The 26,615-nt window shown below is 65.1% G+C and carries 26 protein-coding genes; 19 read left to right on the forward strand and 7 right to left on the reverse strand.

Going from position 1 to position 26,615, the window contains the following annotated elements:
• Window positions 1–31 precede the first annotated feature (31 nt).
• The 5 genes from XI02_RS14950 to XI02_RS14970 all read right to left on the reverse strand — a co-directional run bounded on the left by XI02_RS14950 (window position 32) and on the right by XI02_RS14970 (window position 5,651).
• Complete coding sequence (locus tag XI02_RS14950; protein WP_069276165.1) at window positions 32–1,024, reverse strand: ABC transporter ATP-binding protein; 993 nt, start codon at window positions 1,022–1,024, stop codon at window positions 32–34.
• Window positions 1,021–2,004 (reverse strand): ABC transporter ATP-binding protein, encoded by a 984-nt coding sequence (locus XI02_RS14955; protein ID WP_172648233.1) that lies wholly within the window; start codon window positions 2,002–2,004, stop codon window positions 1,021–1,023. Before XI02_RS14955 ends, XI02_RS14950 begins: the two co-directional genes overlap by 4 nt.
• A complete protein-coding gene (locus XI02_RS14960; protein ID WP_172648232.1) occupies window positions 2,001–2,960 on the reverse strand; it encodes an ABC transporter permease in 960 nt (319 codons plus the stop codon). Before XI02_RS14960 ends, XI02_RS14955 begins: the two co-directional genes overlap by 4 nt.
• An 11-nt stretch (window positions 2,961–2,971) precedes the next feature.
• On the reverse strand, window positions 2,972–3,952 hold the full coding sequence (locus XI02_RS14965) for an ABC transporter permease (protein WP_038383837.1): 981 nt from the start codon (window positions 3,950–3,952) through the stop codon (window positions 2,972–2,974).
• A 103-nt stretch (window positions 3,953–4,055) separates the two neighbouring features.
• Window positions 4,056–5,651 carry an ABC transporter substrate-binding protein gene (locus XI02_RS14970; protein WP_137477031.1) on the reverse strand — a complete coding sequence of 532 codons (1,596 nt, stop codon included), beginning with the start codon at window positions 5,649–5,651 and terminating at the stop codon, window positions 4,056–4,058.
• 400 nt (window positions 5,652–6,051) lie between these two features.
• Here XI02_RS14970 and XI02_RS14975 point away from each other — a divergent pair, with 400 nt between their 5' ends.
• The 6 genes from XI02_RS14975 (at window position 6,052) to XI02_RS15000 (ending at window position 14,094) form a co-directional block, all read left to right on the forward strand.
• Window positions 6,052–6,300, forward strand: coding sequence for a DUF6489 family protein (locus XI02_RS14975; RefSeq protein WP_172648231.1), 249 nt, complete (start codon window positions 6,052–6,054; stop codon window positions 6,298–6,300).
• A gap of 8 nt (window positions 6,301–6,308) precedes the next feature.
• Window positions 6,309–7,100: an alpha/beta fold hydrolase gene (locus tag XI02_RS14980; protein ID WP_172648230.1), complete on the forward strand. Its 792-nt coding sequence runs from the start codon at window positions 6,309–6,311 to the stop codon at window positions 7,098–7,100.
• A gap of 59 nt (window positions 7,101–7,159) precedes the next feature.
• Window positions 7,160–8,710, forward strand: a complete 1,551-nt coding sequence (locus XI02_RS14985) for a wax ester/triacylglycerol synthase family O-acyltransferase (RefSeq protein ID WP_018270496.1) — start codon at window positions 7,160–7,162, stop codon at window positions 8,708–8,710.
• Between the two features lie 12 nt (window positions 8,711–8,722).
• Window positions 8,723–9,718, forward strand: coding sequence for an alpha/beta fold hydrolase (locus XI02_RS14990; protein ID WP_172648229.1), 996 nt, complete (start codon window positions 8,723–8,725; stop codon window positions 9,716–9,718).
• 163 nt (window positions 9,719–9,881) lie between these two features.
• On the forward strand, window positions 9,882–13,115 hold the full coding sequence (locus tag XI02_RS14995; protein WP_172648228.1) for a bifunctional cytochrome P450/NADPH--P450 reductase: 3,234 nt from the start codon (window positions 9,882–9,884) through the stop codon (window positions 13,113–13,115).
• Between the two features lie 304 nt (window positions 13,116–13,419).
• Window positions 13,420–14,094, forward strand: a complete 675-nt coding sequence (locus XI02_RS15000) for a spermidine synthase (RefSeq protein WP_016842901.1) — start codon at window positions 13,420–13,422, stop codon at window positions 14,092–14,094.
• Between the two features lie 65 nt (window positions 14,095–14,159).
• Here XI02_RS15000 and XI02_RS15005 read toward each other — a convergent pair whose 3' ends face one another.
• A complete protein-coding gene (locus XI02_RS15005) occupies window positions 14,160–14,555 on the reverse strand; it encodes a nuclear transport factor 2 family protein (protein WP_370143912.1) in 396 nt (131 codons plus the stop codon).
• 272 nt (window positions 14,556–14,827) lie between these two features.
• A complete protein-coding gene (locus tag XI02_RS15010; protein ID WP_016842899.1) occupies window positions 14,828–15,748 on the reverse strand; it encodes an alpha/beta fold hydrolase in 921 nt (306 codons plus the stop codon).
• A 178-nt stretch (window positions 15,749–15,926) separates the two neighbouring features.
• On the opposite strand from XI02_RS15010, the gene XI02_RS15015 reads away from it, so the two are divergent.
• The 13 genes from XI02_RS15015 (at window position 15,927) to paaI (ending at window position 26,602) form a co-directional block, all read left to right on the forward strand.
• Window positions 15,927–16,310: a hypothetical protein gene (locus XI02_RS15015; RefSeq protein WP_016842898.1), complete on the forward strand. Its 384-nt coding sequence runs from the start codon at window positions 15,927–15,929 to the stop codon at window positions 16,308–16,310.
• Window positions 16,307–17,389, forward strand: a complete 1,083-nt coding sequence (locus XI02_RS15020; protein ID WP_172648226.1) for an alpha/beta hydrolase — start codon at window positions 16,307–16,309, stop codon at window positions 17,387–17,389. Before XI02_RS15015 ends, XI02_RS15020 begins: the two co-directional genes overlap by 4 nt.
• Window positions 17,390–17,414: 25 nt before the next feature.
• Window positions 17,415–18,011 (forward strand): GNAT family N-acetyltransferase, encoded by a 597-nt coding sequence (locus XI02_RS15025; RefSeq protein ID WP_016842896.1) that lies wholly within the window; start codon window positions 17,415–17,417, stop codon window positions 18,009–18,011.
• Window positions 18,012–18,192: 181 nt separating this feature from the next.
• Window positions 18,193–18,669 carry a phasin gene (locus XI02_RS15030; protein WP_018270500.1) on the forward strand — a complete coding sequence of 159 codons (477 nt, stop codon included), beginning with the start codon at window positions 18,193–18,195 and terminating at the stop codon, window positions 18,667–18,669.
• Window positions 18,670–18,895: 226 nt separating this feature from the next.
• Window positions 18,896–20,179 (forward strand): DUF445 domain-containing protein, encoded by a 1,284-nt coding sequence (locus tag XI02_RS15035; protein WP_069276176.1) that lies wholly within the window; start codon window positions 18,896–18,898, stop codon window positions 20,177–20,179.
• 188 nt (window positions 20,180–20,367) lie between these two features.
• A complete protein-coding gene (locus XI02_RS15040) occupies window positions 20,368–21,138 on the forward strand; it encodes a triacylglycerol lipase (RefSeq protein ID WP_172648225.1) in 771 nt (256 codons plus the stop codon).
• 173 nt (window positions 21,139–21,311) lie between these two features.
• A complete protein-coding gene (gene paaX, locus XI02_RS15045; RefSeq protein ID WP_172648224.1) occupies window positions 21,312–22,181 on the forward strand; it encodes a phenylacetic acid degradation operon negative regulatory protein PaaX in 870 nt (289 codons plus the stop codon).
• 77 nt (window positions 22,182–22,258) lie between these two features.
• Window positions 22,259–23,251, forward strand: a complete 993-nt coding sequence (gene paaA, locus XI02_RS15050) for a 1,2-phenylacetyl-CoA epoxidase subunit PaaA (RefSeq protein WP_069276179.1) — start codon at window positions 22,259–22,261, stop codon at window positions 23,249–23,251.
• A 13-nt stretch (window positions 23,252–23,264) separates the two neighbouring features.
• Window positions 23,265–23,552, forward strand: a complete 288-nt coding sequence (gene paaB, locus XI02_RS15055) for a 1,2-phenylacetyl-CoA epoxidase subunit PaaB (RefSeq protein WP_016842890.1) — start codon at window positions 23,265–23,267, stop codon at window positions 23,550–23,552.
• A gap of 145 nt (window positions 23,553–23,697) precedes the next feature.
• Window positions 23,698–24,474: a 1,2-phenylacetyl-CoA epoxidase subunit PaaC gene (gene paaC / locus XI02_RS15060; RefSeq protein ID WP_172648223.1), complete on the forward strand. Its 777-nt coding sequence runs from the start codon at window positions 23,698–23,700 to the stop codon at window positions 24,472–24,474.
• Complete coding sequence (gene paaD / locus XI02_RS15065; RefSeq protein ID WP_172648222.1) at window positions 24,468–24,971, forward strand: 1,2-phenylacetyl-CoA epoxidase subunit PaaD; 504 nt, start codon at window positions 24,468–24,470, stop codon at window positions 24,969–24,971. Before paaC ends, paaD begins: the two co-directional genes overlap by 7 nt.
• 2 nt (window positions 24,972–24,973) lie before the next feature.
• Window positions 24,974–26,050, forward strand: a complete 1,077-nt coding sequence (paaE, locus tag XI02_RS15070; protein WP_172648221.1) for a 1,2-phenylacetyl-CoA epoxidase subunit PaaE — start codon at window positions 24,974–24,976, stop codon at window positions 26,048–26,050.
• A gap of 96 nt (window positions 26,051–26,146) precedes the next feature.
• Window positions 26,147–26,602: a hydroxyphenylacetyl-CoA thioesterase PaaI gene (gene paaI, locus XI02_RS15075; RefSeq protein ID WP_069276182.1), complete on the forward strand. Its 456-nt coding sequence runs from the start codon at window positions 26,147–26,149 to the stop codon at window positions 26,600–26,602.
• The last annotated feature ends 13 nt before the right edge of the window (window positions 26,603–26,615 follow it).

A 26,615-nucleotide genomic window follows, 5' to 3' on the forward strand; every position in this document is an offset into this window, starting at 1 on the left:
TTGGTGGACATGGCCGCTCCCATCCGCGTGATCATGCCGGAACGGCGGCGGGACTGTTGACGGCATGGCAGGCGACGCCGTCGATCAGTTCCGGCGTCTTCTGGCGGCAGAGATCGAAGGCGAGGGGACAGCGCGGATTGAACGAGCAGCCCTGCGGCGGATCGATCGGGTTCGGAATCTCGCCCTTCACCGGGATGCGCTGGCGGCCCGACATCGCAAGGTCCGGAACCGCGCCGAGCAGCATCTTCGTGTAGGGCATCCGCGGGTTCTCGAACAATTCCCGGCCCTCGGCGATCTCGACGATGCGGCCGAGATACATCACGCCGATCCGGCTCGCCATGTGGCGGACCACCGCGAGATTGTGGCTGATGAAGAGATAGGTGAGGCCGAACTTGTCCTGCAGGTCCCGCATCAGATTGAGGATCTGCGCCTGCACGGAAACGTCGAGCGCCGAGGTCGGCTCGTCGCAGACGATGAACTCGGCTTCCGACGCCAGCGCGCGGGCGATCGCGATGCGCTGGCGCTGGCCGCCGGAAAATTCATGCGGGAATTTTTGGCCGTCGTCGGGGTGCAGGCCGACCAGCGAGAGCAATTCGCCGACCCGGGCCTTGATGTCGCGCTCGCCCTGGATCAGGTCGAAGGCGCGGATCGGCTCGGCGACGATGGCGGCGACCCGGTAGCGCGGATTGAGGCTCGCATAGGGATCCTGAAAAACCATCTGGATGCGCCGGCGCAGGCGGCGGCGCGCCTGGCCCTGCCGCGGATCGGTCATCGAGACCCCGTCGATGACGACCTCGCCCGAGCTCGGCGGCAGCAGGCCGACCACCATGCGCGCGACGGTGGTCTTGCCGGAGCCGGATTCGCCGACCAGCGCGAAGGTCTCGCCGCGCTTGATGTCGAAAGAGACGCCGTCGACTGCCTTCAGGAATTCGAGATGACCGCCCTCGATCACGCGGTTGAGCCACGGCTTGGAGACGTCGAAGACGCGGCGCAGGTTCCTGACCTCGATCAATGTCCCGCTCATGTCGCCGTCTCCTTCGCGGGCTCGAACAGGTGGCAGGCGACGGATTGGGTGCCCTGCCGGATCGGCTCGGGGCGTTCGACGCGGCAGCGGTCAAAGACGAATGCACAGCGCGGATTGAACGGGCAGCCCGGCGGGATCGCCGACAGCCGCGGCATCGAGCCGGGGATCTGCACCAGGCGCTTGTCCTCGCCGGCGAGCGTCGGGATCGCGCCCATCAGGCCCTTGGCGTAGGGATGCAGCGGATTGCGCACCACCTCCTGCACCGGGCCGATCTCGGCGATGCGGCCGGAATACATCACCGCCACGCGGTCACAGGTCTCGGCGATCACGCCCATGTCGTGGGTTACCAGCATCACGGCGGTGCCGTGGTCGCGGCCGAGCCGCTTGATCAGCGCGATGATCTGCGCCTGCACGGACACGTCGAGCGCGGTGGTCGGCTCGTCGGCGATGATCAGCTCGGGCTCGGCGCAGATCGCGAGCGCGATCACGACGCGCTGGCGCATGCCGCCGGAGAATTCGTGCGGGTAGCCGTCGATGCGCTTTTCCGGCGCAGGAATGCCGACCTCGGCCAACAGATCGATGGCGCGCCTGCGCGCGGCGCTCTCGCTCAGATTGCTGTGGGTGCGAATGGTCTCGATGATCTGGTCGCCGATCCGGTAGAGCGGATTGAGGCTGGTCAGCGGATCCTGGAAGATCATGCCGATCCGCTTGCCCCTGATGCGGCGGATCTCTTCCGGCGGAAGATGGTCGATCCGCGTGCCCGAGAGTTCGATCTCGCCGCCGGAGATGCGGCCGGGCGGATCGATCAGCCCGATCACGGCGAGCCCCGTGACCGATTTGCCGGCGCCGGATTCGCCGACCACGCCGAGCACCTCGCCCTTGGCGATGTCGAACGACACGCCGTTGATGGCGCGCAAGGTCGCACGGCGGGTGACGAATTCCACCTCGAGATTGCGCACGGAAAGAACAGGCTTGGTCATCGGAGCTTCGGATTGAGTGCGTCGCGCAGCCAGTCGCCGAGCAGGTTGATGGAGAGGATCAGGCCGGCCAGCGCAATGCCGGGGAAGGCGACGATCCACCATTCGCCCGCGAACAGATAGTTGTTGCCGATCCGGATCAGGGTGCCGAGCGAGGGCATGGTGTCGGGCATGCCGGCGCCAAGGAACGACAGCGTCGCCTCGGTGATGATCGCGAGCGCGAGGTTGATGGTGGCGATGACGAGGATCGGGCCCATCGTGTTGGGCAGCACGTGCCGCAGCATGATCTTCGGCGCCGGCAGGCCGATCAGCTGCGCCGCGGCGACGTAATCCTTGTTCTTCTCGACCATCACCGAACCGCGCACGGTGCGGGCATATTGCACCCAGAAACTGAGACCGATCGCGATGATGAGGACGCCGAGCGTGCTTATCTCGTCGAGCCGGTTGCCGAGCAGCGATTTGGCAACGCCGTTGACCAGCAGTGCGATCAGGATCGCGGGGAAGGTGAGCTGCACGTCGGCGATCCGCATGATCACGGTGTCGACCACGCCGCCGAAATAGCCTGCGATCAGCCCGAGGGCGATGCCGAGCGCGCCGGCAAAGACCACGCCGGCCAGGCCGACCGCAAGCGAGATGCGCAGGCCGTAGAGGATCGCCGAGAGCACGTCGCGGCCCTGCTCGTCGGTGCCGAGCAGGAACGGGCTTTGGCCGTCGGCGGTCCACAGCGGCGCGATCCGCGAGTTGATCAGCTGCAGCTGTGCCGGGTCGAACGGGTTCTGCACCGCGAGCCACGACGCGAAGATTGCGAGCAGAAAGAACAGCAGCGTGATCACGGCGGCGACCATCGTCAGCCTGGAGCGGCGGAACGAATAGAAGATGTCGCTGTCGAGCGCGCGCCTGAACCAGCCGGCAGGGGCCTGGTGGTCTTCGGAACGATGGGAGACGACGGCATCGGACATCGGTCAGCCCCTCACGCCGCGCGGCCGACGGTCGACCGCAAGCGCGGATCGACCACGGTGTAGAGGATGTCGACCACGAGATTGATGGTGACGAAGATCAGCGAGACCATCAACAGATATGCGGCCATGATCGGGATATCGACATTTTGCACGGCCTGCACGAACAGAAGTCCCATGCCCGGCCATTGGAACACGGTTTCGGTGATGATCGAGAAAGCAATAACCGAGCCAAACTGCAGGCCGGCCACCGTGATCACGGGAACCAGGGTGTTCTTCAGCGCATGGCCGAAATGGATTGCGCGCGTGGTCAGCCCGCGGGCGCGGGCGAAGCGGATATAGTCGGTCCGCAACACTTCGAGCATTTCCGCGCGCACCAGCCGCATGATCAGCGTCATCTGGAACAGCCCGAGCGTGATCGCCGGCATGATCAGCGCCTTCAGGCCCGAGACGGTGAGCAGCCCGGTGGTCCACCAGCCGAGCTTCACCACCTCGCCGCGGCCGAACGAGGGCAGCCAGCCCAGCGTCACCGCGAACAGATAGATCAGGAGGATGCCGATCAGGAAGGTCGGCAGCGAAATGCCGATCAGCGATACCGCCTGGAATAATTTGGCGAGCACGGTGTCGCGGCGCAGCGCCGAATAGACCCCCATCAGGATGCCGGCCACCATCGCGAACAGCGTCGCGCAGATCGAAAGCTCCAATGTCGCCGGCAGCCGCTCCGCCAGCAGCGAGGAGACCGGCAGGCGGAACTGGTAGGATACGCCGAACTTGAACTGCAGCGCATTGATGAAGTAGCGGCCGAACTGCACCAGCACGGGATCGTCAAGGCCGAGCGACTGCCGGATTTCAGCGCGCTGCGCGGCCGAGGTGTCGATCGAGACGATCTGGTTCACCGGGTCGCCGGCGAAGCGGAACATCGCGAACGCAATCACGCCGACGGCGAGCATCACGCCGATCGCCTGCAGGAAGCGGCGAAGAGTGAAAGCCAGCATCTCTACCTTTCACTGCTTTTGACATTCGGCGCGCGGCCTTGCGCGGCCGGAAAACGCGAGGTCCCGGAAGCCTGCGCTTCCGGGACCCAATTCGCCAAAGCCACTATTCACCCTGTTTGGTGGCCCAGTAGAGCAGCACCTGGTTGTCCGCGCGCTGGGTCAATTTGACCTTTTTCGACACGCCCCACACCAGCGGTTGCTGATGCAGCGGAATGTAGCCGTAATCCTTGATGACGATGTCGTAGGCCTGCTTGATCAACTGGTCGCGCTTGGCAGTGTCGCCCTCGATCAGGACCTTGTCGGTGAGCGCGTCGACTTCCTTGTTGCAATAGCCGCCGAGATTGGCCTCGCCCCGGGTGGCATCCTTCGGATCGTCGCGGCAGCCGAGGATGTCGTGCAGCACGTTGTGCGAGTCGGAGGTCGCGGGCGTCCAGCCCAGCATGAAGAACGAGGTCTGGTAGCCGCCGGGCTTCAGCACCTTGGCGAAATACTGCGCCTTCGGCTGCGCCAGCAGGTTCACCTTGACGCCGATGCGGGCCAGCATGCCGACCACCGCCTGGCAGATCGCGGCGTCGTTGACATAGCGGTCGTTCGGGCAGTCCATCGTGACTTCGAAGCCGTTCGGATAGCCGGCGTCGGCCAGCAGCTTCTTGGCACCATCAGGATCGAGCTTCGGCCGGGTGAATTCCTTCGACAGCGGATAGAGCTCGGGGGCGATCATCAACGTCGAGGGGGTCGACATGCCGCGCATGACGCGGGTCTTGATCAGATCGACGTCGATGGTCTTGTAGAATGCTTCGCGGACGCGGATGTCCTTGAACGGATTCTTGCCCTTGATGTTGGAATACAGCAGCTCGTCGCGCGCCGTATCCATGCCGATAAAGATGGTGCGAATCTCCGGCGCGGTCATGACGGTGGCGACGCCACTGGAATTGACGCGCTGGATGTCCTGGAGCGGAACCGGTTCGATCACGTCGACTTCGCCCGAGAGCAGCGCGGCAACGCGGGTGGCGTCGGAGCCGATCGGGGTGAAGATGATCTCCTTGAGATTATGCTCGGGCTTGCGCCAATAGCCGGGAAACGCCTTGAACACGGTCTTCACGCCGGGCTGGTGGCTCTCGATCGTGAAGGGGCCGGTGCCGTTCTCGTGCAGCGCCGCGTAGCTCGGCGTGGTCGCGGAGGCCGGCGTCGGTGCAACCGAGTTGTTCTCCTCGCACCACTTCTTGTCCATGATGTACCAGCTATCCCACTGCGAGATCAGGATGGGATTGGGCGAGTCCAGCGTCACGTCGACGGTGTAATCGTCGACCTTGCTGAACTTGGCGTCGGCCGGGACGTTGCTGAGGAAATTCGAGCCCTTGGCGCGGACGCGCTCGGCCGAGAACAGCACGTCGTCGGCGGTGAAGGGATCGCCATTGTGGAATTTCACGCCCTTGCGCAGATGGAAGCGCCATTTGGTCGGGCTCAGCGTCTCCCAGCTTTCCGCCAGGGCGGGAATGATCTTGAGGTCCTTGTCGCGCGCGGTGAGGCCTTCGTAGACGTGGGCGTGGTGCGCGATCGTCGTGGTTTCCTTCAGCGTGTAGGGATCCAGCGACTTCAGCTCGCCCTGGTTGGCGTACTTCAGCGTCTGGGCCGATGCCGGCAAAGCAAAGGCGACGAATGCGACGGCAGCCGCCGCAAAACTCCAACGTACCGACATGTGATCCCGCGTCCCCGTTTTTGTCCGCCGGCTGCCGTGTCCGGCTGGTATTATTGATCCATGTTGCCAGAGTTTACCGGCCGCGCAAGCGCGATTTGCCAAAGGGTTAACCCGTCCGCGCGGGTGCAGCGCAATGAACCGGATTAGAGAGTAGGCTGTTGGCGCGAACGCGTGACATTCGACTTTCGGAGTGCCGCTCGTCGCTCCCGGGAATGATCTCCGGCGCGCCGCGTTCATGCCGGCCGCTCCAAACGGTTTGGAGCAACCGCTCCAAACGGTTTGGTTGACCATAACGGATGATTGAGGCCGACTGCCCCCCGGGGCAGGTACGGCTCGCTTGCGCAACTCGCCCCGTCGCGGCGATACTATGGCGGGCCAAGGCGCATTTGAGGAGGCGGATATGAAGGTCAACGTCGAGATAGATTGTACGCCCCTCGAAGCGCGGCAATTCTTCGGCCTGCCGGATGTGGCACCAATGCAGACCGCCGTCATGGACAAGCTGCAGCAGCAGATGCTGTCGAACATCGAGAAGATCTCGCCGGAATCGCTGATGCAGAGCTGGTTCACCTTCGATCCCAAGCTCGCCGAGCGCTTCCAGGACATGTTCGTGGCCATGGCCGGCTTCGGCGGCGCGACCAAGAAGAAATAGTGATCGGCATGGACAGGAGCGTTGATGGGACCGAACGCCGGTTGCGCCCGCCGAGCCTGTTCCTGATGCTGGCGGAGGCGCGCGGCGTGCTCGAGCTCAATTCGAGCCTGCTGCTGTCGCCTTTGCTGATGCGGGCGCCGAGGGGCGACGGTCATCCGGTGCTGGCGTTGCCGGGCTTTCTCGCCAGCGACCTTTCGATGGCGCCGATGCGGCGCTATCTGAAGGAGCTTGGCTATGATGCCTATGCCTGGAACATGGGCCGCAATTTCGGCGGGATTTCCAGCAGGCGGGCTGCGCTGCGCGACCTGCTGAAGCGGGTCCATGAGGCGTCGGGGCGCAAGGTCTCGATCATCGGCTGGAGCCTCGGCGGCGTCTATGCGCGCGACCTGGCGTCGCAGATGCCGGAGCTGGTGCGCTCCATCATCACGCTGGGCAGCCCGTTCGCCGACGACATCCGCGCCACCAATGCGACGCGGCTCTATGAGTTGTTGTCCGGCGAAGCTGTGAACGACATCCCGGAAATCCGCGCCGCGATCGCCGGCGACATGCCGGTGCCGACAACCTCGATCTATTCCCGCACCGATGGCATCGTGAACTGGCGGACCTCGCGCGTGCGGCCGTCGGCCGCCGCCGAGAACATCGAGGTGCATTTCGCCAGCCATATCGGCCTCGGCGTCAATCCCGCGGCGCTGTGGGCGATTGCGGACCGGCTGGCCCAGCCGGAAGGGGAATTCCGGCATTTTGACCGCTCGGGCCCCTTTGCCATTGCCTACGGGCCGGCAGAACAGGCACTATCCTGACCAAACGACCAGAAGCGCCGCCCAAGGCGCCCGCGTAAGTAGGCTCTCGGGAGGAGATCATGAGCGACGCCAAGAAGCTGTCCTCGCTGGACGCATCGTTTCTCTATCTGGAAACGCCGGAAATGCCGATGCATGTCGGCAGCATGGCGATCTTCCGCCTGCCCGACGGCTACAAGGGCGACTTCTTCGAGGAGTTCAAGGCGATGATCGCCTCGCGGCTGCACATCGCGCCGATCCTCAAGGCTCGGCTGCAGAAGGCGCCGCTCGACATCGATCATCCGTCCTGGGTCGAGGACGATCAGTTCGACATCGACCGTCACATCTTCCGCGCCAGCCTGCCCGCACCGCACGATCGCGCGACGCTGGAGCGCATCGTCGGCTGGATGCACGCCAAGCTTCTGAATCGCGCCCGCCCGCTCTGGGAGTTCTACGTCTTCGAGGGCATGAAGGACAACGAGATCGGGCTGTATTCCAAGATGCACCATGCCTGCATCGACGGCGGCGCCGGCGCGGCGCTGACCAGCATGATCTACGACCTGACGCCGGTGCCGCGCGAGATCGAGCCGCCGAGCGCGAAGAAAGTCGCGCAGGAACCGCGCGACATCGCGGCCAATCTGATCGATGCCTATCAGCAGCTCTGGACCCAGCCGTTCGAGGCGGCGGCCGCCGCGCAGAAGAGCCTGGAGCTGCCGCGTTCCGGCAAGAGCGATCTTGGCTCGATCCTGTTCGACAACGCCATGTTCCAGATCGAGAGCGCGGTGAAGTTCGCCGGCTCGATGCCGACGGTCATGAAGAGCCTGTCCGACGTCGTCGCCAAGGTCGCCGATCCGAGGTCGCGCGAGAGCCTGCAGGCGATGTCCTCGCCGCCGACCATCCTCAACAAGGCGATCTCGTCCGAGCGCAGCTTCGCCGGCACCTCGATCTCGCTGTCGCGTGCCAAGGCACTGGCGAAGGCGTCCGGCGGCAAGCTCAACGACGTCGTGCTGGCGCTCGCCTCCGGCGTGGTGCGGCGCTATCTGATCAGCCAGGGCGCGCTGCCGAACAAGTCGCTGACCGCAGGCGTGCCGATCTCGCTGCGCGAGGAGGGCAATGCCGAATCCAACAACCAGGTGTTCGGCATGATCTGCTCGATCGCGACCGACATCGAAGACCCAAGGAAGCGGCTGGAAACCATCATCGCGCAGTCGACCAAATCCAAGGAGATGTCGCATCCGCTGCGCGCCTTGGTGCCGCAGGTGACCAACATCTCGCTGCTGGGCGCGCCGATCCTGGTGCAGATCCTGGCGCTGCTCTACAGCCGCTCCGACCTCTCCAACGTGCTGCCGCCGGCCACCAACATCACGGTCTCGAATGTGCCGGGGCCGCGGCAGACGCTGTATGCGGCGGGTGCCGAGCTGCTGCACATCTTCCCGGTTTCGATCTCGACCCACGGCGTGGCGCTCAATATCACCGTGCAGAGCTACCGCGATCAGCTCGATTTCGGCTTCATCGTGGGCGCCAACATCATTCCCCACGTGCAGGTGATGTGCGACATGCTGCCGCTCGAGTTCGATGTACTCGAGGCGGCGTTCGCTCCCCCGCCTGCGGACATCAAGGGCGCAGCCGAATAAGGATCCCTGCCGATGATTGAGATGCCACCGCTGCAGTTCGCCGAGACGAACGGCATCCGCATGGGGTTTTATGAAGCGGGCCCCAAGACCGACACGCCGCCGGTTGTGCTGTGCCACGGCTGGCCTGAACTGGCGTTCTCCTGGCGCCACCAGATCAAGGCGCTGGGCGAGGCCGGCATCCGGGTGATTGCGCCGGATCAGCGCGGCTATGGCGCGACCGACCGGCCGGAGCCGGTCGAGGCCTACGACATGGAGCACCTGACCGGCGACCTCGTCGGCCTGCTCGACCATCTCAAGATCGACAAGGCGATCTTCGTCGGTCACGACTGGGGCGGCTTTGTCGTCTGGCAGATGCCGCTCAGGCATCCTGCGCGGGTCGCCGGCGTCGTCGGCGTCAACACGCCGCATTGGGACCGTGCGCCGATGGACCCGATCGCGCTGTTCCGCCAGCGCTTCGGCGATCACATGTACATCGTCCAGTTCCAGGATCCGGGACGCGAGCCCGACCGCATCTTCGGCAGCCGCGTCGAGCAGACCTTCGACGCCTTCATGCGCAAGCCGGCGCCGCGTCCGGCGGATGCGCCGCCCGAACAGCCGATCGCCGGCGTCGGCGCCTCGGCGCGGCTCAATCTGGCGTTTCCGCAGATGATCGCGAATTACGACGCCAGGCATGATCCGCGCACGCCGATCCTGTCCGCGGACGAGAAGAAGGTGTTCGTCGACACCTTCACCAAGACCGGCTTTACGGGCGGCATCAACTGGTATCGCAATTTCACCCGCAACTGGGAGCGCTCGGCCGGGCTGGACCATCACGTCCGGGTGCCGTCGCTGATGATCATGGCCGAGAACGACGCGGTGCTGCCGCCCTCGGCCGCCGACGGCATGGAGCGGCTGGTGCCGGATCTCGAGAAGTACCTGGTCAAGGACAGCGGCCATTGGACGCAGCAGGAAAAGCCTGACGAAGTCAGCGCCAAGCTGATCGAATGGCGTAAACGAAGGTTTGGATAGCCGTCATCCTGAGGTGCGCGCCAGCTTTGGCGCGCCTCGAAGGATGAGAGGGACTGGAGCAAGCGGCCATCCTTCGAGACGCGCGCGTTGCGCGCTCCTCAGGCAATAACGGCAAAGCCGTTATGCAGGGATGACGACTCGTAGCGAAGGGGGCACTTCGAAAATGGCGTCCGGCAACAGACTGAGTCCGATTCCGCATCCGCCGACGAAGCCGGTGGTCGGCAACATGCTGTCGCTGGACTCGACCGCGCCGGTGCAGCACCTCGTCAAGCTCTCCAAGGAGCTCGGACCGATCTTCTGGCTCGACATGATGGGCGCGCCGCTGGTGATCGTGTCCGGCCACGACCTCGTCGACGAGCTCTCCGACGAGAAGCGCTTCGACAAGGCGGTGCGCGGCTCGCTGCGCCGGGTGCGCGCGGTCGGCGGCGACGGCCTGTTCACCGCCGACACCAAGGAGCCGAACTGGAGCAAGGCGCACAACATCCTGATGCAGCCGTTCGGCAACCGCGCCATGCAGTCGTACCACCCGAGCATGGTCGACATCGCCGAGCAGCTGGTCAAGAAATGGGAGCGCCTCAACGCCGACGAGGAGATCGAGGTCGTCCACGACATGACGGCGCTCACCCTCGACACCATCGGCCTCTGCGGCTTCGACTACCGCTTCAATTCGTTCTACCGCCGCGACTACCACCCGTTCGTGGAATCGCTGGTGCGCTCGCTCGAAACCATCATGATGACCCGCGGCCTGCCGCTCGAGGGTCTGTGGATGCAGAAGCGGCGCAAGACGCTGGCCGACGACGTCGCCTTCATGAACAAGATGGTCGACGAGATCATCGCCGAGCGGCGCGGCAACACCGCCGCGACCGACGACAAGAAGGACATGCTGGCGGCGATGATGACCGGCGTCGACCGCGCCACCGGCGAGCAGCTCGACGACGTCAACATCCGCTACCAGATCAACACCTTCCTGATCGCCGGCCACGAGACCACCAGCGGCCTGTTGTCGTGCACGATCTACGCGCTGCTGAAGCACCCGGAGGTGTTGAAGAAGGCGTATGAGGAGGTCGATCGCGTCCTCGGGCCCGACGTCAATGCGCGGCCGACCTATCAGCAGGTGACGCAGCTCACCTACATCACGCAATGCCTGAAGGAGGCGCTGCGGCTGTGGCCGCCGGCGCCGGCCTACGGCATCGCGCCTTTGGCCGATGAGACGATCGGCGGCAAGTACAAGCTGAAGAAGAACACCTTCATCACCATCCTGGTGATGGCGCTGCATCGCGATCCCAGCGTCTGGGGCCCGAACCCCGACGTGTTCGATCCCGAGAATTTCAGCCGCGAGGCGGAGGCCAAGCGGCCGATCAATGCCTGGAAGCCGTTCGGCAACGGCCAGCGCGCCTGCATCGGCCGCGGCTTCGCCATGCACGAGGCGGCGCTGGCGATCGGGATGATCCTGCAACGCTTCAAGCTGCTCGACGTGCATCGCTACCAGATGCATCTGAAGGAGACGCTGACCGTCAAGCCGGATGGTTTCAGGATCAAGGTGCGGCCGCGCGACGACAAGGACCGCGGCGCGTTCGCCGGCAGCACGGGCGCGGTTGCAGCCGCGCCGAAGGCCCAGCGGGCGCCGGCCACGCGCCCGGGCCACAACACGCCGATGCTGGTGCTGTACGGCTCCAATCTCGGCTCCGCCGAGGAGCTGGCAACCCGCATGGCCGATCTGTCGGAGATCAACGGCTTCGCGACGCGGCTGGGTCCGCTGGACGATTATGTCGGCAAGCTGCCGGAGGAGGGCGGCGTGCTGATCATCTGCGCCTCCTATAATGGCGCGGCGCCCGACAACGCGACGCGGTTCGTCAAATGGCTCGAGAGCGACCTGCCGAAGGATGCGTTCGCCAAGGTCCGCTACGCGGTGTTCGGTTGCGGCAACAGCGATTGGGCAGCGACCTACCAGTCGGTGCCGCGCTTCATCGACGAGCAGCTCACCAAACATGGCGCGCGCGCCGTCTATCCGCGCGGCGAGGGCGATGCGCGCAGCGATCTCGACGGCCAGTTCCAGAAATGGTTCCCGGAGGCCGCGAAGGTCGCGACCAAGGAATTCGGCATCGACTGGAATTTCACCCGCACCGCCGAGGACGAGCCGCTCTATGCGATCGAGCCGGTGGCGCAGGGCGCGGTCAACACCATCGTGACGCAGGGCGGCGCGGTGCCGATGAAGGTGCTCGCCAACAGCGAGCTGCAGACCAAGGCAGGCGCTCACCCGTCGGAGCGTTCGACCCGGCATATCGAGGTCGAGCTGCCGGCCAGTCTGAAATACCGTGTCGGCGATCATCTCAGCGTGGTGCCGCGCAACGATCCGACATTGGTCGATTCCGTTGCGCGCCGCTTCGGCTTCCTGCCGGCCGACCAGATCCGCCTGCAGGTCTCCGAAGGCCGCCGCGCGCAACTGCCGGTCGGCAACGCAGTGTCGGTCGGGCGGCTGCTCACCGAGTTCGTCGAGCTGCAGCAGGTCGCGACCCGCAAGCAGATCCAGATCATGGCCGAGCACACCCGCTGCCCGGTGACCAAGCCGAAGCTGATGGCCTATGTCGGCGACGACGATGCCTCGGCCGCGCGCTATCGCACCGAGGTGCTGGCCAAGCGTAAATCGGTGTTCGACCTGCTCGAGGAATATCCGGCCTGCGAGCTGCCGTTCCACCTCTATCTCGAGATGCTGTCGCTGCTGGCGCCGCGCTATTATTCGATCTCGTCGTCTCCGGCCGGCGAGGCGCAGCGCTGCAGTGTCACCGTGGGCGTGGTGGAGGCGCCGGCAAGTTCCGGGCGCGGCATCTACAAGGGCGTCTGCTCGAACTATCTGGCGCGCCGCCGCGCCGGCGACACCGTCCACGCCACCATCAAGGAGACCAAGGCAGGCTTCCGCCTGCCCGACGACAATGCCGTGCCGATCATTATGATCGGGCCGGGCACCGGGCTCGCACCGTTCCGCGGCTTCCTGCAGGAGCGCGCCGCGCGCAGGGCGCAGGGCGCGACGCTGGGGCCGGCGATGCTGTTTTTCGGCTGTCGGCACCCCGAGCAGGACTTCATCTATGCGGATGAGCTGAAGGCGTTCGCAGCCGACGGCGTCAGTGAGCTCCACACCGCGTTCTCGCGTGCCGACGGCCCGAAGACCTATGTGCAGCACCTTGTCGCCGCGCAGAAGGACCGGGTCTGGGAGCTGATCCAGAAGGGTGCGATCGTCTATGTCTGCGGCGACGGCGGCAGGATGGAGCCCGACGTCAAGGCGACCTTGATGTCGATCTATCGCGAGCGCACCGGTGTCGACGCTGACGCCGCCGCGCGCTGGATCGAGGAAATGGGCACCAGGAACCGCTATGTGCTCGACGTCTGGGCGGGTGGGTAGGCTCGGCGCTGGGGACGACGGTGATGTGGTTGAGTGCAAGTTTCTTTCCCCGTCGTCGTCCCGGCCGAGTGCGCGATTGCGCACGGAGCCGGAACCCATAACCACAGGGTTGAGTCGTTGAAGAGGGCTGTGGCCCCAGCGTCGCGCAACTATCTCTTTCGGTGGTTATGGGTCCCTGCTCCCGTGCGCAATTGCGCACTAGGCAGGGACGACACTGAGTTCGTTGCGCCATTCGTGAGTCACTATTTCGCATTCTCCGGGCGCTAGCTTCGCCCGCCCTGCCGGCCATGTTACAAGCCGCCGCATGATTCCATGGGAAAAGATCGATACCGCGCGCATTCCCGGCACCGAGGGTGAATTGCGTCTGATGCGGCGAGGCCGCGAATTCTCGATCATGCTCGGCACCAACGAGCTGATGAACAGCCGCCTGTCGGGCTCGGAAGAGGCGCTGGCGACGCTTGCCGCGAAGAAGATCGAGAAGGTCGCACGGCCGCATTTTCTGATCGGCGGCCTCGGCATGGGCTTTACGCTGCGGGCCGCACTCGCCGTACTCGGGCCCGAGGCGCAGATCACGGTGGCCGAGCTGGTGCCGGCGGTCGTTGCCTGGGCGCGAGGCCCGATGGCGGCGATCTTCGGCGACAGCCTGAACGATCCGCGCGTGAGCATCCGGGAGGAGGATGTTGCCGGCGTGATCGAACGCCAACCGCTCAGCTTCGATGCCATCCTGCTCGACGTCGATAACGGGCCTGAAGGTCTGACCCGCAAGGCCAATGACGCGCTGTATGATGTCGCCGGGCTCAAGGTCGCGCACACGGCATTGCGGCGCGGCGGCGTGCTTGCGGTCTGGTCGTCCGGTCCGAATGCCAGGTTTCCGAAATCGCTGACCCGGGCCGGGTTCGCGGTCAACGAAATTGCCGTCCGCGCCACCGGCCGAGGCCGCGGAGTCCGCCACGTGATCTGGATCGCGGTCAAGGACTAGCCGGCGTCCCGGCGCGCTCGCCAGCCTGATCATGCCAGCTGCCGAGCACAAGCCGTCACGATGTCTCAGAACATCGTGTTGCCGTTCGCCGGGTTTTCCGGAACTGGCTGCGCCACGTCCCAGTGCTCGACGATCTTGCCGTCCTCGAGCTTGAAGATGTCGACGATCGCATTGCCGCGGGTGCCGGGCTCGCGCACGGCGTGGACGTGCAGGATCACGTAGTCGCCGTCGACGAATGAGCGCTTGATCTCGCTGTGCGAGTTCGGAAATTTTTCGCGCAGGAAGCCGATGAACTTGCGGAAGCCTTCCGGGCCGTCGGCCGCGCCGGGATTGTGCTGCACATAGCGGTTGCCGACATAGGCCAGCGCCGCGTCGGCGTCCTTCTGGTTCAGTCCCTTCTCGTAGAACGCCAGCACCGCCTTGCGGTTGGCCTCCTGCTGCGCCTCGCCGGCGGCCGCCATTGCCGATGAAGACGCGAGCGCGAGGAGGAGAGCGGCGACGGCTGTCCGTGGCCGGAGAAGGGTTTTCATCTGGTGGCTCCCGGTGGCTGAGCGGTGGATAGCGCTCTCTACAGCGTCCATGCCGCGCCCGGAAGAACGCACTCCTGGCTCACATGGTTACCGGAAGATACCAGAGCCCCGTTCCGATCGAATCGGGACGGGGCTCCCGATCTGGCTTTGGAGCGTTTTCTTCACGCGAACCGGGATCCACTTCGCTCGAAAACGCTCTCGCCTCACGCCGCCTTCGCCGTCGCGCCATGCGCGTGCTTGTCGATGGCGTCGATGATCTGCGGCCACATCGGGATCGGCAGCGCGTGGCCCATGCCTTCGATCATCACGAGCTTCGCGCCCGGGATCGAGACCGCGGTGTCCTTGCCGCCTTCGGGGTGCACCAGCGGATCGATGGTGCCGTGGATCACCAGCGTCGGCGCCTTGACGCCGCGCAGGCGCTCCTTGCGGCTGCCGGAGGCGAGGATGGCGCGGAGCTGGCGGCCGACGCCCTCCGGATTGAGGCCGCGCTCGAAGGTGCGCCGCGCGCGTTCGGGATCGAGCGCCTCGTCTTCAGGGAACGAGCCGTTGCGCAGGACTTTCCAGGTCTGCCCGAAGCGGACGAAATACTCTTCCTTGCTCTTCGGCGGTGGCGCCATCAGCACCGCGGTCGCCTCGCGGGTCGGCCCCGGGATCTTTGGATTGCCCGTGGTCGACATGATCGAGGTCAGCGAGCGCACGCGCTCGGGAAAGGTGATCGCAACCTCTTGCGCGATCATGCCACCCATCGAGGCACCGACCAGATGCGGGGTGCGGATGCCGAGCGCATCCATCAGCCCGATCGTGTCCCTCGCCATGTCGGCCAGCTTGTAGGGCGCTGCGACCGGGATCTTCAGGAAGCGGAGCTTGAGCAGTTCGAGCGCGGTCAGCCGCTTGCTGCCGCTGAGGCGGGAGGATTTGCCGATATCCCTGTTGTCGAATCGGATGACGCGAAAGCCGCGTGCGGCGAGCTGGCGGCAGAACTCGTCGTCCCAATGGATCATCTGGGCGCCGAGGCCCATGATCAGGAACAGCGGCTCGGCATTCGCGTCGCCAAAAATCTCGTAGCAGATGTCGATGCCATTGGCGTGGATGATCTGCGGCGGCTGATGGGCGAGCGTGGTCACGGGCGTCCCCTGCTGGTGTCGCGGTCAGGAACCTCTATGCCACGGATTGACGCAGCGCAGAAGAGCCTCGGCGTCGCTGGTCGCGCCGCGCAGTTGACCGATCAGCAGCAACAGTGTCGTATGGCAGAAACAAATCGAAGCGCGGCAAGCGCTCGAAATTGGTGTGGAGGAGCGCCGCATGGCCGACAAGGGCAACGACCCTGCCGTGATCTGGCAGACGATGATTGGCGAGATGGAGAAGGGGTTCAACTCCTTCGGCAACCAGCTCATGAGCTCGCCGGAATTTTCCAAGGTGATGAACCAGGCCGGCGGCGTCGCGGCCGGCGCGCAGAAGCAGCTCGGCGAGCTGATGGAGAAATATCTGCTGGCGATGAACCTGCCGAGCCGCGCCCAGCTCGTCGGCATGGCCGAGCGCCTGCAGTCGATGGAGAACCAGCTCAACGAGATCAAGACGCTGCTGCAGCAGGTGCACCACAATTCGCTGGCGCCGGACGACGGCCACGGCGCAACGCCACGGCCACCGCGCACCAAGCAGCCGCCGGCGGAGGGAGGCAGCAAATGAATGCTCCCACCCCCTTTGATTTCGCCTCGATCTCCGAGCGGGTGCAATCCGAGGTGCAGCGTGCGATCCAGCGCAGCATCAAGGGCGTCGAGTATTTCTCGAGCTCCGGCCCGTCGCTCGGCTCGACGCCGAAGGACGTGCTGTATTCGCGCGGCACCATGAACCTCTATCACTACCGGCCGATGGCCGACGAAGTCTATCGCGTGCCGGTGCTGATCGTGATGGCGACCACCAACCGCGGCTACATCCTCGACCTGGTGCCGGGGCAGAGCTTCATCGAGTTCCTGCTCAAGCGCGGCTTCGACGTCTACATGCTGGACTGGACTGCGCCCAAGCCCGAGGAAAAATCGCTGCGCATGGAGGATTACGTCCTCGACTTCATTCCGGAATCGGTCCGCCGCGTGCAGCAGGATTCCGGCGAAAAGGACGTCTCGGTGATCGGCTATTGCTTCGGCGGCGTGTTGTCGCTGCTCTATGGCTCGATCTTCAACGACGGGCCGATGAAGAACCTGATCTGCTTCACCACGCCGATCGATTTCCGCGAGATGAAGCTGTTCTCGAATTTTGCCGACCGCCGCTATTTCGATGTCGACCGCCTGATCGACAGCACCGGCAACATGCCGCCCGAACTGATCCTGCAATCGTTCGACATGTTGCGGCCGGCCGCGCGTGTCGTCGGCCAGATCCAGCTCTGGGACAACATCTGGAACGACGAGTTCGTCAAGTCGTACCGGATGTTCGATCGCTGGGCGACCGACACGCTGCCGCTCGCCGGCGAATATTTCCGCGCCATCACCAAGGACCTGATGTGGGACAACAAGCTCTACAACGACACCATGACCGTCGGCGGCCGCGAGGCGAAGCTTGCCGACATCAAGGTGCCGATCCTGCACGCGGTCGCCGAGCACGACCACATCGTGCCGTATGATGCGGCAAAGCACCTGATCACCAAGATCGGCTCCGCGGACAAGGAGGAGGTGATGCTGAAAGGCGGTCACGTCTCGCTGGTCGCCGGCGCCAACGCAATCAAGCGGCTGTGGCCGAAACTGGACTCCTGGCTGGGCAAGAGATCGACCTGAGAAGGGCGACTTGAGAGAGATCGACATGACCGAACAACGCTCCTATCCGCGCCGCATCAAGACCGAAGCGGGCGACATCGAGTTTCGCCTGATGATTCGGGACCACGAGGCCGCGGTGCTGGCCTTCGCGCAAAAGTTGCCGACGCATGATCTCTTGTTCCTGCCGCGCAATATCAGCCAGCCGAAGGTGCTGTCGGCCTGGATCAACGAGATCGAGCGCGGCGACATCACGAGCCTGCTCGCGATCAAGGACGGCAAGGTGGTCGGCTGCGGCACCCTGGTGCGCGATCCGCATTCCTGGTCGCCGCATGTCGGCGAGATCCGGATGGTGGTGTCACCAGACGTGCGCGGGCAGGGCGTCGGCCGGGCATTGTCGCAGGAGACCTTCGCCATCGCGCTCGGTGCCGGGCTGGAGAAGTTCTCGGTGCAGATGACAGTCGACCAGCGGGCGGCGATCGCGTTGTTCGAGAGCCTCGGCTTCAAGGCCGAGGCCCTGCTGCGCGACCATGTCCGCGACGTCGAGGGCAAGACCCACGACATCGTCGTGCTGGGCCACAACGTGGCGCAGGTCCGGGCACAAATGGAGGCGTATGGGGTCTCCGAGGCAGTTGGAGGTAATTAGAAACCTTCTGCCGCCCCTTCAGTAGGCAATCTGCCGGATATTCATGCTGTTCACAGATTTGTGATATCGCATCGCACCATCGATGTTGCGATGCACCATGAGGCGTGTCATAACACCATTGCCCCGGGCCAATCCGGACGGGGTGAGCCCATAGCTCAAACCTGAGGATGGAGAGACCCCAATGACCACCGAAACCAATTCCGTGCTGAACAGCGTCAAGGAAGCCTTCGCGCCCGTCACCGAGGCGTTCACCAAGCTTCAGAACCTGGAAGTTCCGGAAGCCGCCCGTGAGTTCGTGAAGAAGCAGGCCGAGGCCGCCAAGACCCGCGCTGCCGATGCCTATGCCGGCTCGGAGAAGGTGACCAACGTGATCGAGTCCGCTGTTGCCGGTTCGGTGACCGAAGCCGCCAAGATCAGCCGCAACATCCAGCAGGCGATCTACCAGGACGCCGAGGCGTTCTTCGCCGGCATCGACAAGCTCGCGTCCGCCAAGTCGCTGGGCGAAGCCGCCCAGATCCAGTCGGAGCTGGCCCGTGCGCGTGGCGAGCTGTTCGTCTCGCGGGCGAAGGCCACCACCGAGTATCTCGGCAAGCTCGTCACCGACGGTGCGAAGACCGCGCAGGACAACTTCGCCAAGGTCTACGGCAAGACCGCCTGATCGGGTTTTGCACTGACCGACTGCCCTTTTCGAAGGCCCGCCATTTTGCGGGCCTTCTTTTTTGCCTTGTCGGACGTCATCCTGAGGTGCGAGCGGAGCGAGCCTCGAAGGATGGGAGCGAGCGACGGTGCTTGTGGCCATCCTTCGAGGCGCGCAAAGTGCGCGCACCTCAGGATGACGCCGGTGTGTGTGGCGTCCAGGTAGACTAGCGTACATTCGAAATCCCATGACCCTTCCCGCCGCCCTCATCGCAACGCCCGTCGATGCCGAACGCGCGGCCGAGCTGCGGCGCGTCAAGTGGCTGGCGACCGGCGTGCTGGCGGCAACCTTCGTCATCTTCATCGCAGCGAAGACGCTGCTGCCGGTGCATCCGCTGTTCGGCTTCATCGCGGCATTTGCCGAGGCCGCGACCATCGGCGGGCTCGCCGACTGGTATGCCGTCGTCGCTTTGTTCAAGCGGCCGCTCGGCCTGCCGATTCCGCACACCGCGATCATCCAGAGCAATCAGGCGCGCATCGCCGAGAAGCTCGGCGAGTTCATCGAGAACAATTTCCTGGAGTCGGGGCCGGTCGAGGCCAAGCTGCGCGAGATCGATTTCGGTTCGTTCATCGCCGACTGGCTGCGCGACCGCAAACGCTCGGAGGATCTCGCGCGCTTCGTGCTGCGGATGCTGCCCGAGGCGTTCGCGGCGACCGAGAGCTCGGGGTTGATGCAGTTCATCAGCCGCCGCGTGACGACGCAGGTGCTCGCGATCGACCTCGCGCCGCTAGCGGCCGGCGCGCTGCGCGGCTTCGTGCAGGAGGGCAAGCATGGCGGCCTGCTCGACGACATCCTGCGCGTGCTGCACCAGACGCTGACGCAGCAGGAGACCATGGCCGTGATCCGCGACAAGGTCCGCGCCGAGATGCCGACGCTGCTCAGGCTCTATCGCGCCGACAAGTTCGTGGTGAACCGGATCATCGCGTCCGCCACGAAATTCTTCGAGGAAGTGCGCAACGACCCGCAACATCCGTTCCGCGGCGAGTTCGACCGCATGCTGCTGTCCTTTGTCGACCGGCTCGGCAGCGACAAGGCATTCGCCGATCGCATCGACGGTCTCAAGCGCGATCTGATGGCACGGCCGGAGCTCGCCAATCTCGGGCGCACCGTCTGGGCCAACGTCAAGGACTTCATCGAACGCAGCGCCTCGGGCGAGTCGCAGGTGCTGCAGCATCAGCTGGCGCGAATGCTGGTCGAGGCCGGCGACGCGCTCGACGGCGACGCCGACCTGCGCGGCGAGATCAATCAGGGCCTGGTGGCCATCCTGCGCACCGTCGTCGCCGAGCAGAAGAGCGGCGTCTCGGGCTTCATCGCCGACCAGATGAAGAGCTGGGACATGGAGCAGCTGATCTCCCTGATCGAGGTCAATGTCGGCAAGGACCTGCAATACATCCGCTTCAACGGCGCGCTGATCGGCGGGCTTGCCGGCCTCGCGCTTTACACCCTGGAGTACGCGCTGCGGCTGCTGTGACCGATTGGGCACGAACGTCACTTTAGTTGTGGCAAGTGTGACCTGGACCGCTTGCACGAAAGTGTCCGGTTCCCTAGCTTTTCAGGACAGATTGTTGCTTGCGGAACGATTCCGCCGGGTTTGCGTCAATTCCGTTGACCCATCCCGTTGGTCCCATTGCCGGCGGCCCTGCCGGAAGAGGAGCTGAAATGTCCGTTGCTGCGCAGACGCTACGCCCGCCGTCCAGGACGCTGATGTTTCTGGAAGGTCGCGCCATTCATGAGCTCGGCGCCTTTCTTGGTGCGTTGCCGCTGCTCAGCCTCGCGCCGCGCGGCGATGGGCATCCGGTGCTGGTGCTGCCGGGGCTGATTGCCTCCGACATGTCGACCCGGCCGCTGCGCGACTTTCTCAGGAGCAAGGGCTATGCCGTCAGCGGCTGGCGCCAGGGCCGCAATCTCGGGCTTCGCGCCGGCGTGCAGGACGGGATGGTCGAGCTGCTGCAGGAGATGAATGAAGCGACCGGCCGCAAGGTCTCGGTGGTCGGCTGGAGCCTCGGCGGCCTCTACGCGCGCCAGCTCGCCAAGATGATGCCGGAGCGCGTGCGCCAGGTGATCACGCTCGGCAGCCCGTTTGCCGCCGGCCCGAAGTCGACCAACGCCTGGCGCGTCTATGAGATGGCCAGCGGCCGCCGCGCCGACGAGGAGGATTCCCGTTTCGGCGGCTCGCTCGCCAGCGCGCCGCCGGTGCCGACCACCGCGATCTTCAGCCGCACCGACGGCGTCTGCGCCTGGCAGGGCTGCCGCGAGCAGTCCTCGTCGATGACCGACAGCATCGAGGTCGAGAGCAGCCATTGCGGCATGGGTCATCACCCGGCCGTGGTCTACGCGGTCGCCGATCGCCTCGCGCAGAACGAAGGCGAGTGGGCGCCGTTCGATCGCAGCGGCTGGCGCAGCATCGTTTATCCGGATCCCAATCGCTGAGATCGCCTCCACGTCCATGGCTCGAGACGCGCGGCGTTGCCGCGCTCCTCACCATGAGGACCAAAGCCAGACCTCATCCTGAGGAGCGGCCTTTTGGCCGCGTCTCGAAGGATGCAGCCCGGCTGCTGGCTCGCGCATTGTCGTGAATCGACAAAACGCGCTATGCGTTGGGCATGCCACAACCGCTTGCCCGCATCGTCGATCAGCTGAAGCGCGAGCCGTCACGCACCGGCTCGATCGTCATCACCGTATTCGGCGATTCCATCGTGCCGCGCGGCGGCTCGGTGTGGCTCGGCACGCTGCTGGAATTCTTCAAGTCCCTCGACATCGACGGCAATGTGGTGCGCACCGCGATGTCGCGGCTCGCCGCCGACGGCTGGCTCGAGCGTAGCAAGGTCGGCCGCAACAGCTTCTATCGGCTGAACGCCAGGGGCCGGCAGACCTTCGACACTGCAACGCGGCACATCTACGATCCGCCGCCCTCGGACTGGACCGGCCGCTTCGAGCTGCTGCTGATCGGCAATGCCGAGGACCGCGACGCCGCGCGCGAGGCATTGAAGAATGCCGGCTTCGGCAGCCCGCTGCCCGGCGTGTGGGTCGCACCGTCGGGCGTGCCGATCCCTGATGAGGCGTCGCGCGCGATCCGGCTCGAAGTCTCCGCGGAGGATGACAGCGGACGCCGGTTGCTCAGCGAGAGCTGGCCGCTCGATCGCACCGCGGACGCCTATCTGAAGTTCATGAAGACGTTCGAGCCGCTGCACGGCGCAATCGTCCGCGGCGAGCGGCTGAGCGACGCCGACGCCTTCACCGCGCGCATTCTCTTGATCCACCATTACCGCCGCGTCGTGCTGCGCGATCCGCTGCTGCCGGCGCCTCTGCTTCCGAAGGATTGGCCGGGCAGGGCGGCGCGGAAACTCTGCGGCGAGATCTATCGCGGGCTGCTTTCGCCGTCGGAACAATGGCTTGACGACCACGCAACCAACGAGGACGGGCCGCTGCCGAAGCCCAATGGGGCGGTGGCGCGCCGTTTCGAAGGTATCTGAACGTATTACAAAACTTTCTTGCATGTTGAAATTTATGTTATATATACCTGCCTAAACAACACACCGGGAGGTCGGGCATGTACACGCAGGCGCTCAACTCATCCGACGGCGACGATCGCGGCGTCGAGGACGTTGCCCGTGCCAGTCAGTTCCAGGCCCGCATCGATGCCGACGAGCGCATCGAGCCGAACGACTGGATGCCCGCCGCCTATCGCAAGACGCTGACCCGGCAGATTTCCCAGCACGCCCATTCCGAAATCGTCGGCATGCTCCCCGAGGGCAACTGGATCACCCGCGCGCCGTCGCTGCGCCGCAAGGCTGCGCTGCTCGCCAAGGTGCAGGACGAATGCGGCCACGGCCTCTATCTTTACGCCGCCGCCGAGACGCTCGGCACCTCGCGCGAAGAGCTGGTCGACGCGATGCTGTCGGGCAAGGCGAAATATTCCTCGATCTTCAATTACCCGACCCTGACCTGGGCCGACATCGGCACCATCGGCTGGCTGGTCGACGGCGCGGCGATCATGAACCAGATCCCGCTGTGCCGTTGTTCCTACGGCCCCTATGCGCGCGCGATGATCCGCGTCTGCAAGGAAGAGTCGTTCCACCAGCGCCAGGGCTTTGAGATCATGGTGACGCTGTGCCGCGGCACCGCGGAGCAGAAGGCGATGGCGCAGAACGCGCTCGATCGCTGGTGGTGGCCGGTGCTGATGATGTTCGGTCCGCCGGACCAGGTGAGCCAGCACAGCGACACCTCGACCAAATGGAAGATCAAGCGCTTCTCCAATGACGAGCTGCGCCAGAAATTCATCGACGCCACCGTGCCGCAGGCCGAATTCCTGGGCCTGACGATCCCCGATCCCGGCATGAAGCGGAACGCGAACGGCAATTGGGAGCACAGCCCGATCGACTGGGACGAATTCAAGCAGGTGCTGGCCGGCAACGGCCCCTGCAACCGCGATCGTCTCGCCGCGCGCCGCAAGGCGCATGAGGAGGGCGCCTGGGTGCGCGAGGCCGCGATGGCCTATGCCGAGAAGCGCAAGCGTCGCCAGCTCGCGCAAGCCGCAGAATAAGGGAGCGCTAGAGATGGCCACGCCGAACGTTCCGCTCTGGGAAGTCTTCATCCGCAGCCGCAATGGCCTCGCGCACAAGCATGTCGGCTCGCTGCATGCGGCCGACGCGACGCTCGCCCTGCAGGCCGCGCGCGACATCTACACCCGCCGCGGCGAGGGGTTGTCGATCTGGGTGGTGCCCTCGAACGCGATCACCGCGTCCGATCCGTCCGAGAAGGGCATGATGTTCGAGCCGGCGGAGTCCAAGATCTACCGCCACCCGACCTTCTACGACGTCCCCGACGAAGTCGGGCACATGTGAATTTCGCTCCCCTCATGGTGAGGAGCGCGCAGCGCCGTCTCGAACCATGACGCCCCGATCGTAACCGCGGCCATCCTTCGAGACGCCTGCTGCGCAGGCTCCTCAGGATGACGTCGAGCAAGTGGATGCAGGTGGAATAGAGAACATGGCAACCGCCAATATCGAAGTCTCCGAAACCCCGCTGGTGCTCTACGCGCTGCGCCGCGCCGACGATGCGCTGATCCTCGGCCATCGGCTGTCCGAATGGTGCGGCCATGCGCCCGCCCTGGAAGAGGACATGGCGCTCGCCAATATGGGCCTCGACCTGCTCGGCCAGGCGCGTGAGCTCTACTCCTATGCTGCCAAGGTCGAAGGCAAGGACAACGACGAAGACAAGTTCGCCTATCTGCGCGACGTCAGGCAGTACCGCAATCTGCTGCTGGTCGAGCAGCCGAACGGCGACTTTGCCCGCACCATGGTGCGGCAGTTCTTCTATGCGGCATTCGCCGATCTCTGCTGGCGCGCGATGATGGCCTCGTCCGATCCGACGCTGGCCGCGATCGCGGCGAAGTCGGAGAAGGAGAGCGCCTATCATGTCAGGCATTCGTCGGAATGGATCGTCCGGCTCGGCGACGGCACCGAGGAGAGCCATCGCCGCGCGCAGAACGCGATCGACGATCTCTGGGCCTACACCGGCGAGATGTTCGCGGTCGACGACGGCGAGCGCGGCCTGATCGACGCCGGCATTGCGATCGACCCGGCGGCGCTGCAGCCGCGCTGGCTGAAGACGGTCACCGGCATCATCAACGAGGCGACGCTGGCGCTGCCGAAGAGCGATTGGATGCAGCAGGGCGGCCGCAGCGGCAGCCACAGCGAGCATCTCGGCCATCTCCTCAGCGAGCTGCAATCGATGCAGCGGACCTTTCCGGGGGCCACATGGTGACCGTTGCGCTCAGCGATGCCGACCTGCGCCGGCGCGCCTGGCGCGCGGCCGCGCAGGTGGTCGATCCCGAGATTCCGGTGCTGACCATCGCCGATCTCGGCGTGCTGCGCGATGTCGCGGTCCACGACGGGCATGTCGAGGTCGCGATCACGCCGACCTATTCCGGCTGTCCCGCCATGAACATGATCGCGCTCGAGATCGAGCTCGCGCTGGAGCGGGAAGGCATTCATAGGCCGAAAGTCCGCACCGTGCTGTCGCCGGCCTGGACCACCGACTGGATGAGCGAGGATGGTCGCCGCAAGCTGAAGGAATACGGCATCGCGCCGCCGCTGCCGTGTTCCTCGCGCCGCGCGCTGTTCGGCGAGCAACAGGTCGCGTGCCCGCAATGCGGCTCTGTTGAGACCGAGCTGCTCTCCGAATTCGGCTCGACCTCCTGCAAGGCGCTGTGGCGCTGCAAGAGCTGCCGTGAACCCTTCGACTACTTCAAGTGTCATTGACCATGTCGACACCCCGATTCCACCGCCTGTCCGTCAGCGATCTGCGCCGCGAGGCGTCGGACGCGATCTCCATGACCTTTGCGATCCCCGACGATCTGCAAGGCGACTACCGTTTCACGCCCGGCCAGTATTTGACGCTGCGCACCACGATGGACGGCGAGGAGGTTCGCCGTTCCTATTCGATCTGCTCCGGTCCCGACGACGGCGAGCTGCGCATCGCGGTGAAGAAGGTCGACGGCGGCGCATTCTCGAACTGGGCCGCCGAGGAATTGAAGGCCGGCGACGAGCTCGACGTGATGACGCCGACCGGGCGTTTCGGCGTCGCCCACGCGCCGGGTGAGGCGCGGACCTATGTCGGCTTCGCCGCCGGCAGCGGCATCACGCCGATCCTCTCGATCATCAAGGGCGTGCTGGCGCGCGAGCCGGACAGCCGCTTCTTCCTGTTCTACGGCAATCGCTCGACCGAGGGCGTCATGTTCCGCGAGGCGCTGGAGGAGCTGAAGGACCGCTTCATGCAGCGGCTCTCGGTATTCCACGTCATCTCGGGCGAGGAGCAGGACATTCCGATCCTGCACGGCCGGCTCGACGGCGAGAAGGTGCGGGTGCTGCTGCGCTCGCTGGTGCCGGCTGAAACCGTCGATCACGTCTTCGTCTGCGGCCCGGCCGCGATGAGCGAGACCATCGAGGCGACCTGCCGCGAGATCGGCATCGCCGACGAGCGCATCCATGTCGAACGCTTCGTCTCGGAATTCGGCGGCAAGCCGCGGCCGAAGGTCGTCGTTCCCGCCGGCGCGCCGCCGAAGGCGATCGCCGGGCTGATCATCGACGGCAAGCGCCGCGAGGTCCCGGTGGCCGACGGCGAGTCGATCCTCGACGCCGCGCTGCGCGCCGGCATGGACCTGCCGTTCGCCTGCAAGGGCGGCATGTGCTCGACCTGCCGCGCCAAGCTGGTCGAAGGCGAGGCGCCGATGGATCTGAACTATTCGCTGGAGCCGTGGGAGCTGAAGGCGGGGTTCATCCTCACCTGCCAGGCCAAGCCGTGCTCTGAGAAGGTCGTGGTCGATTACGACCACGTCTAATTCTGCTCGCGCGCGTTGACACCCAAGGTGTCGCGCCCAACACTGATTTAACGCCAAGAGGCCCTCCGCAACGGGCCCGCGCACAGGGAGTTCGATGTGAACGTGAAGGCCACGCTATCGCCCGAGGATATCGCCCGCGCCTGCGCCGACGCGATGTGGAAGGAAGACGACGCCAGCAAGGGCCTCGGCATGGAACTCGTCGAGATCAGGCCGGGGCAGGCGGTGATGGCGATGACGGTGCAGCCGCACATGGTCAACGGCCAGCGCATCTGTCATGGCGGCTACATCTTCACGCTGGCCGATTCAGCCTTCGCCTTTGCGTGCAACAGCCGCAACGATCGCGCGGTGGCGGCGCAGGGCAACGTCACTTTCATCCGTCCCGGCAAGCTCGGGGATCGTCTGGTAGCGACCGCGCGCGAGATCTCGCGCAGCGGCCGCTCGGGAATCTACGACGTGAGCGTGACCTCCGGCGATAGCGTGATCGCCGAATTCCGCGGGCATTCGCGCGTGATACCGGGCACCTGGCTGCCCGACACGGACATCAAGGGATAAAGGCTTCAGGGGA

This window comes from Bradyrhizobium sp. CCBAU 21365 (genome assembly GCF_015291305.1).
In the GTDB taxonomy this organism is placed as follows: Bacteria; Pseudomonadota; Alphaproteobacteria; order Rhizobiales; family Xanthobacteraceae; genus Bradyrhizobium; species Bradyrhizobium elkanii.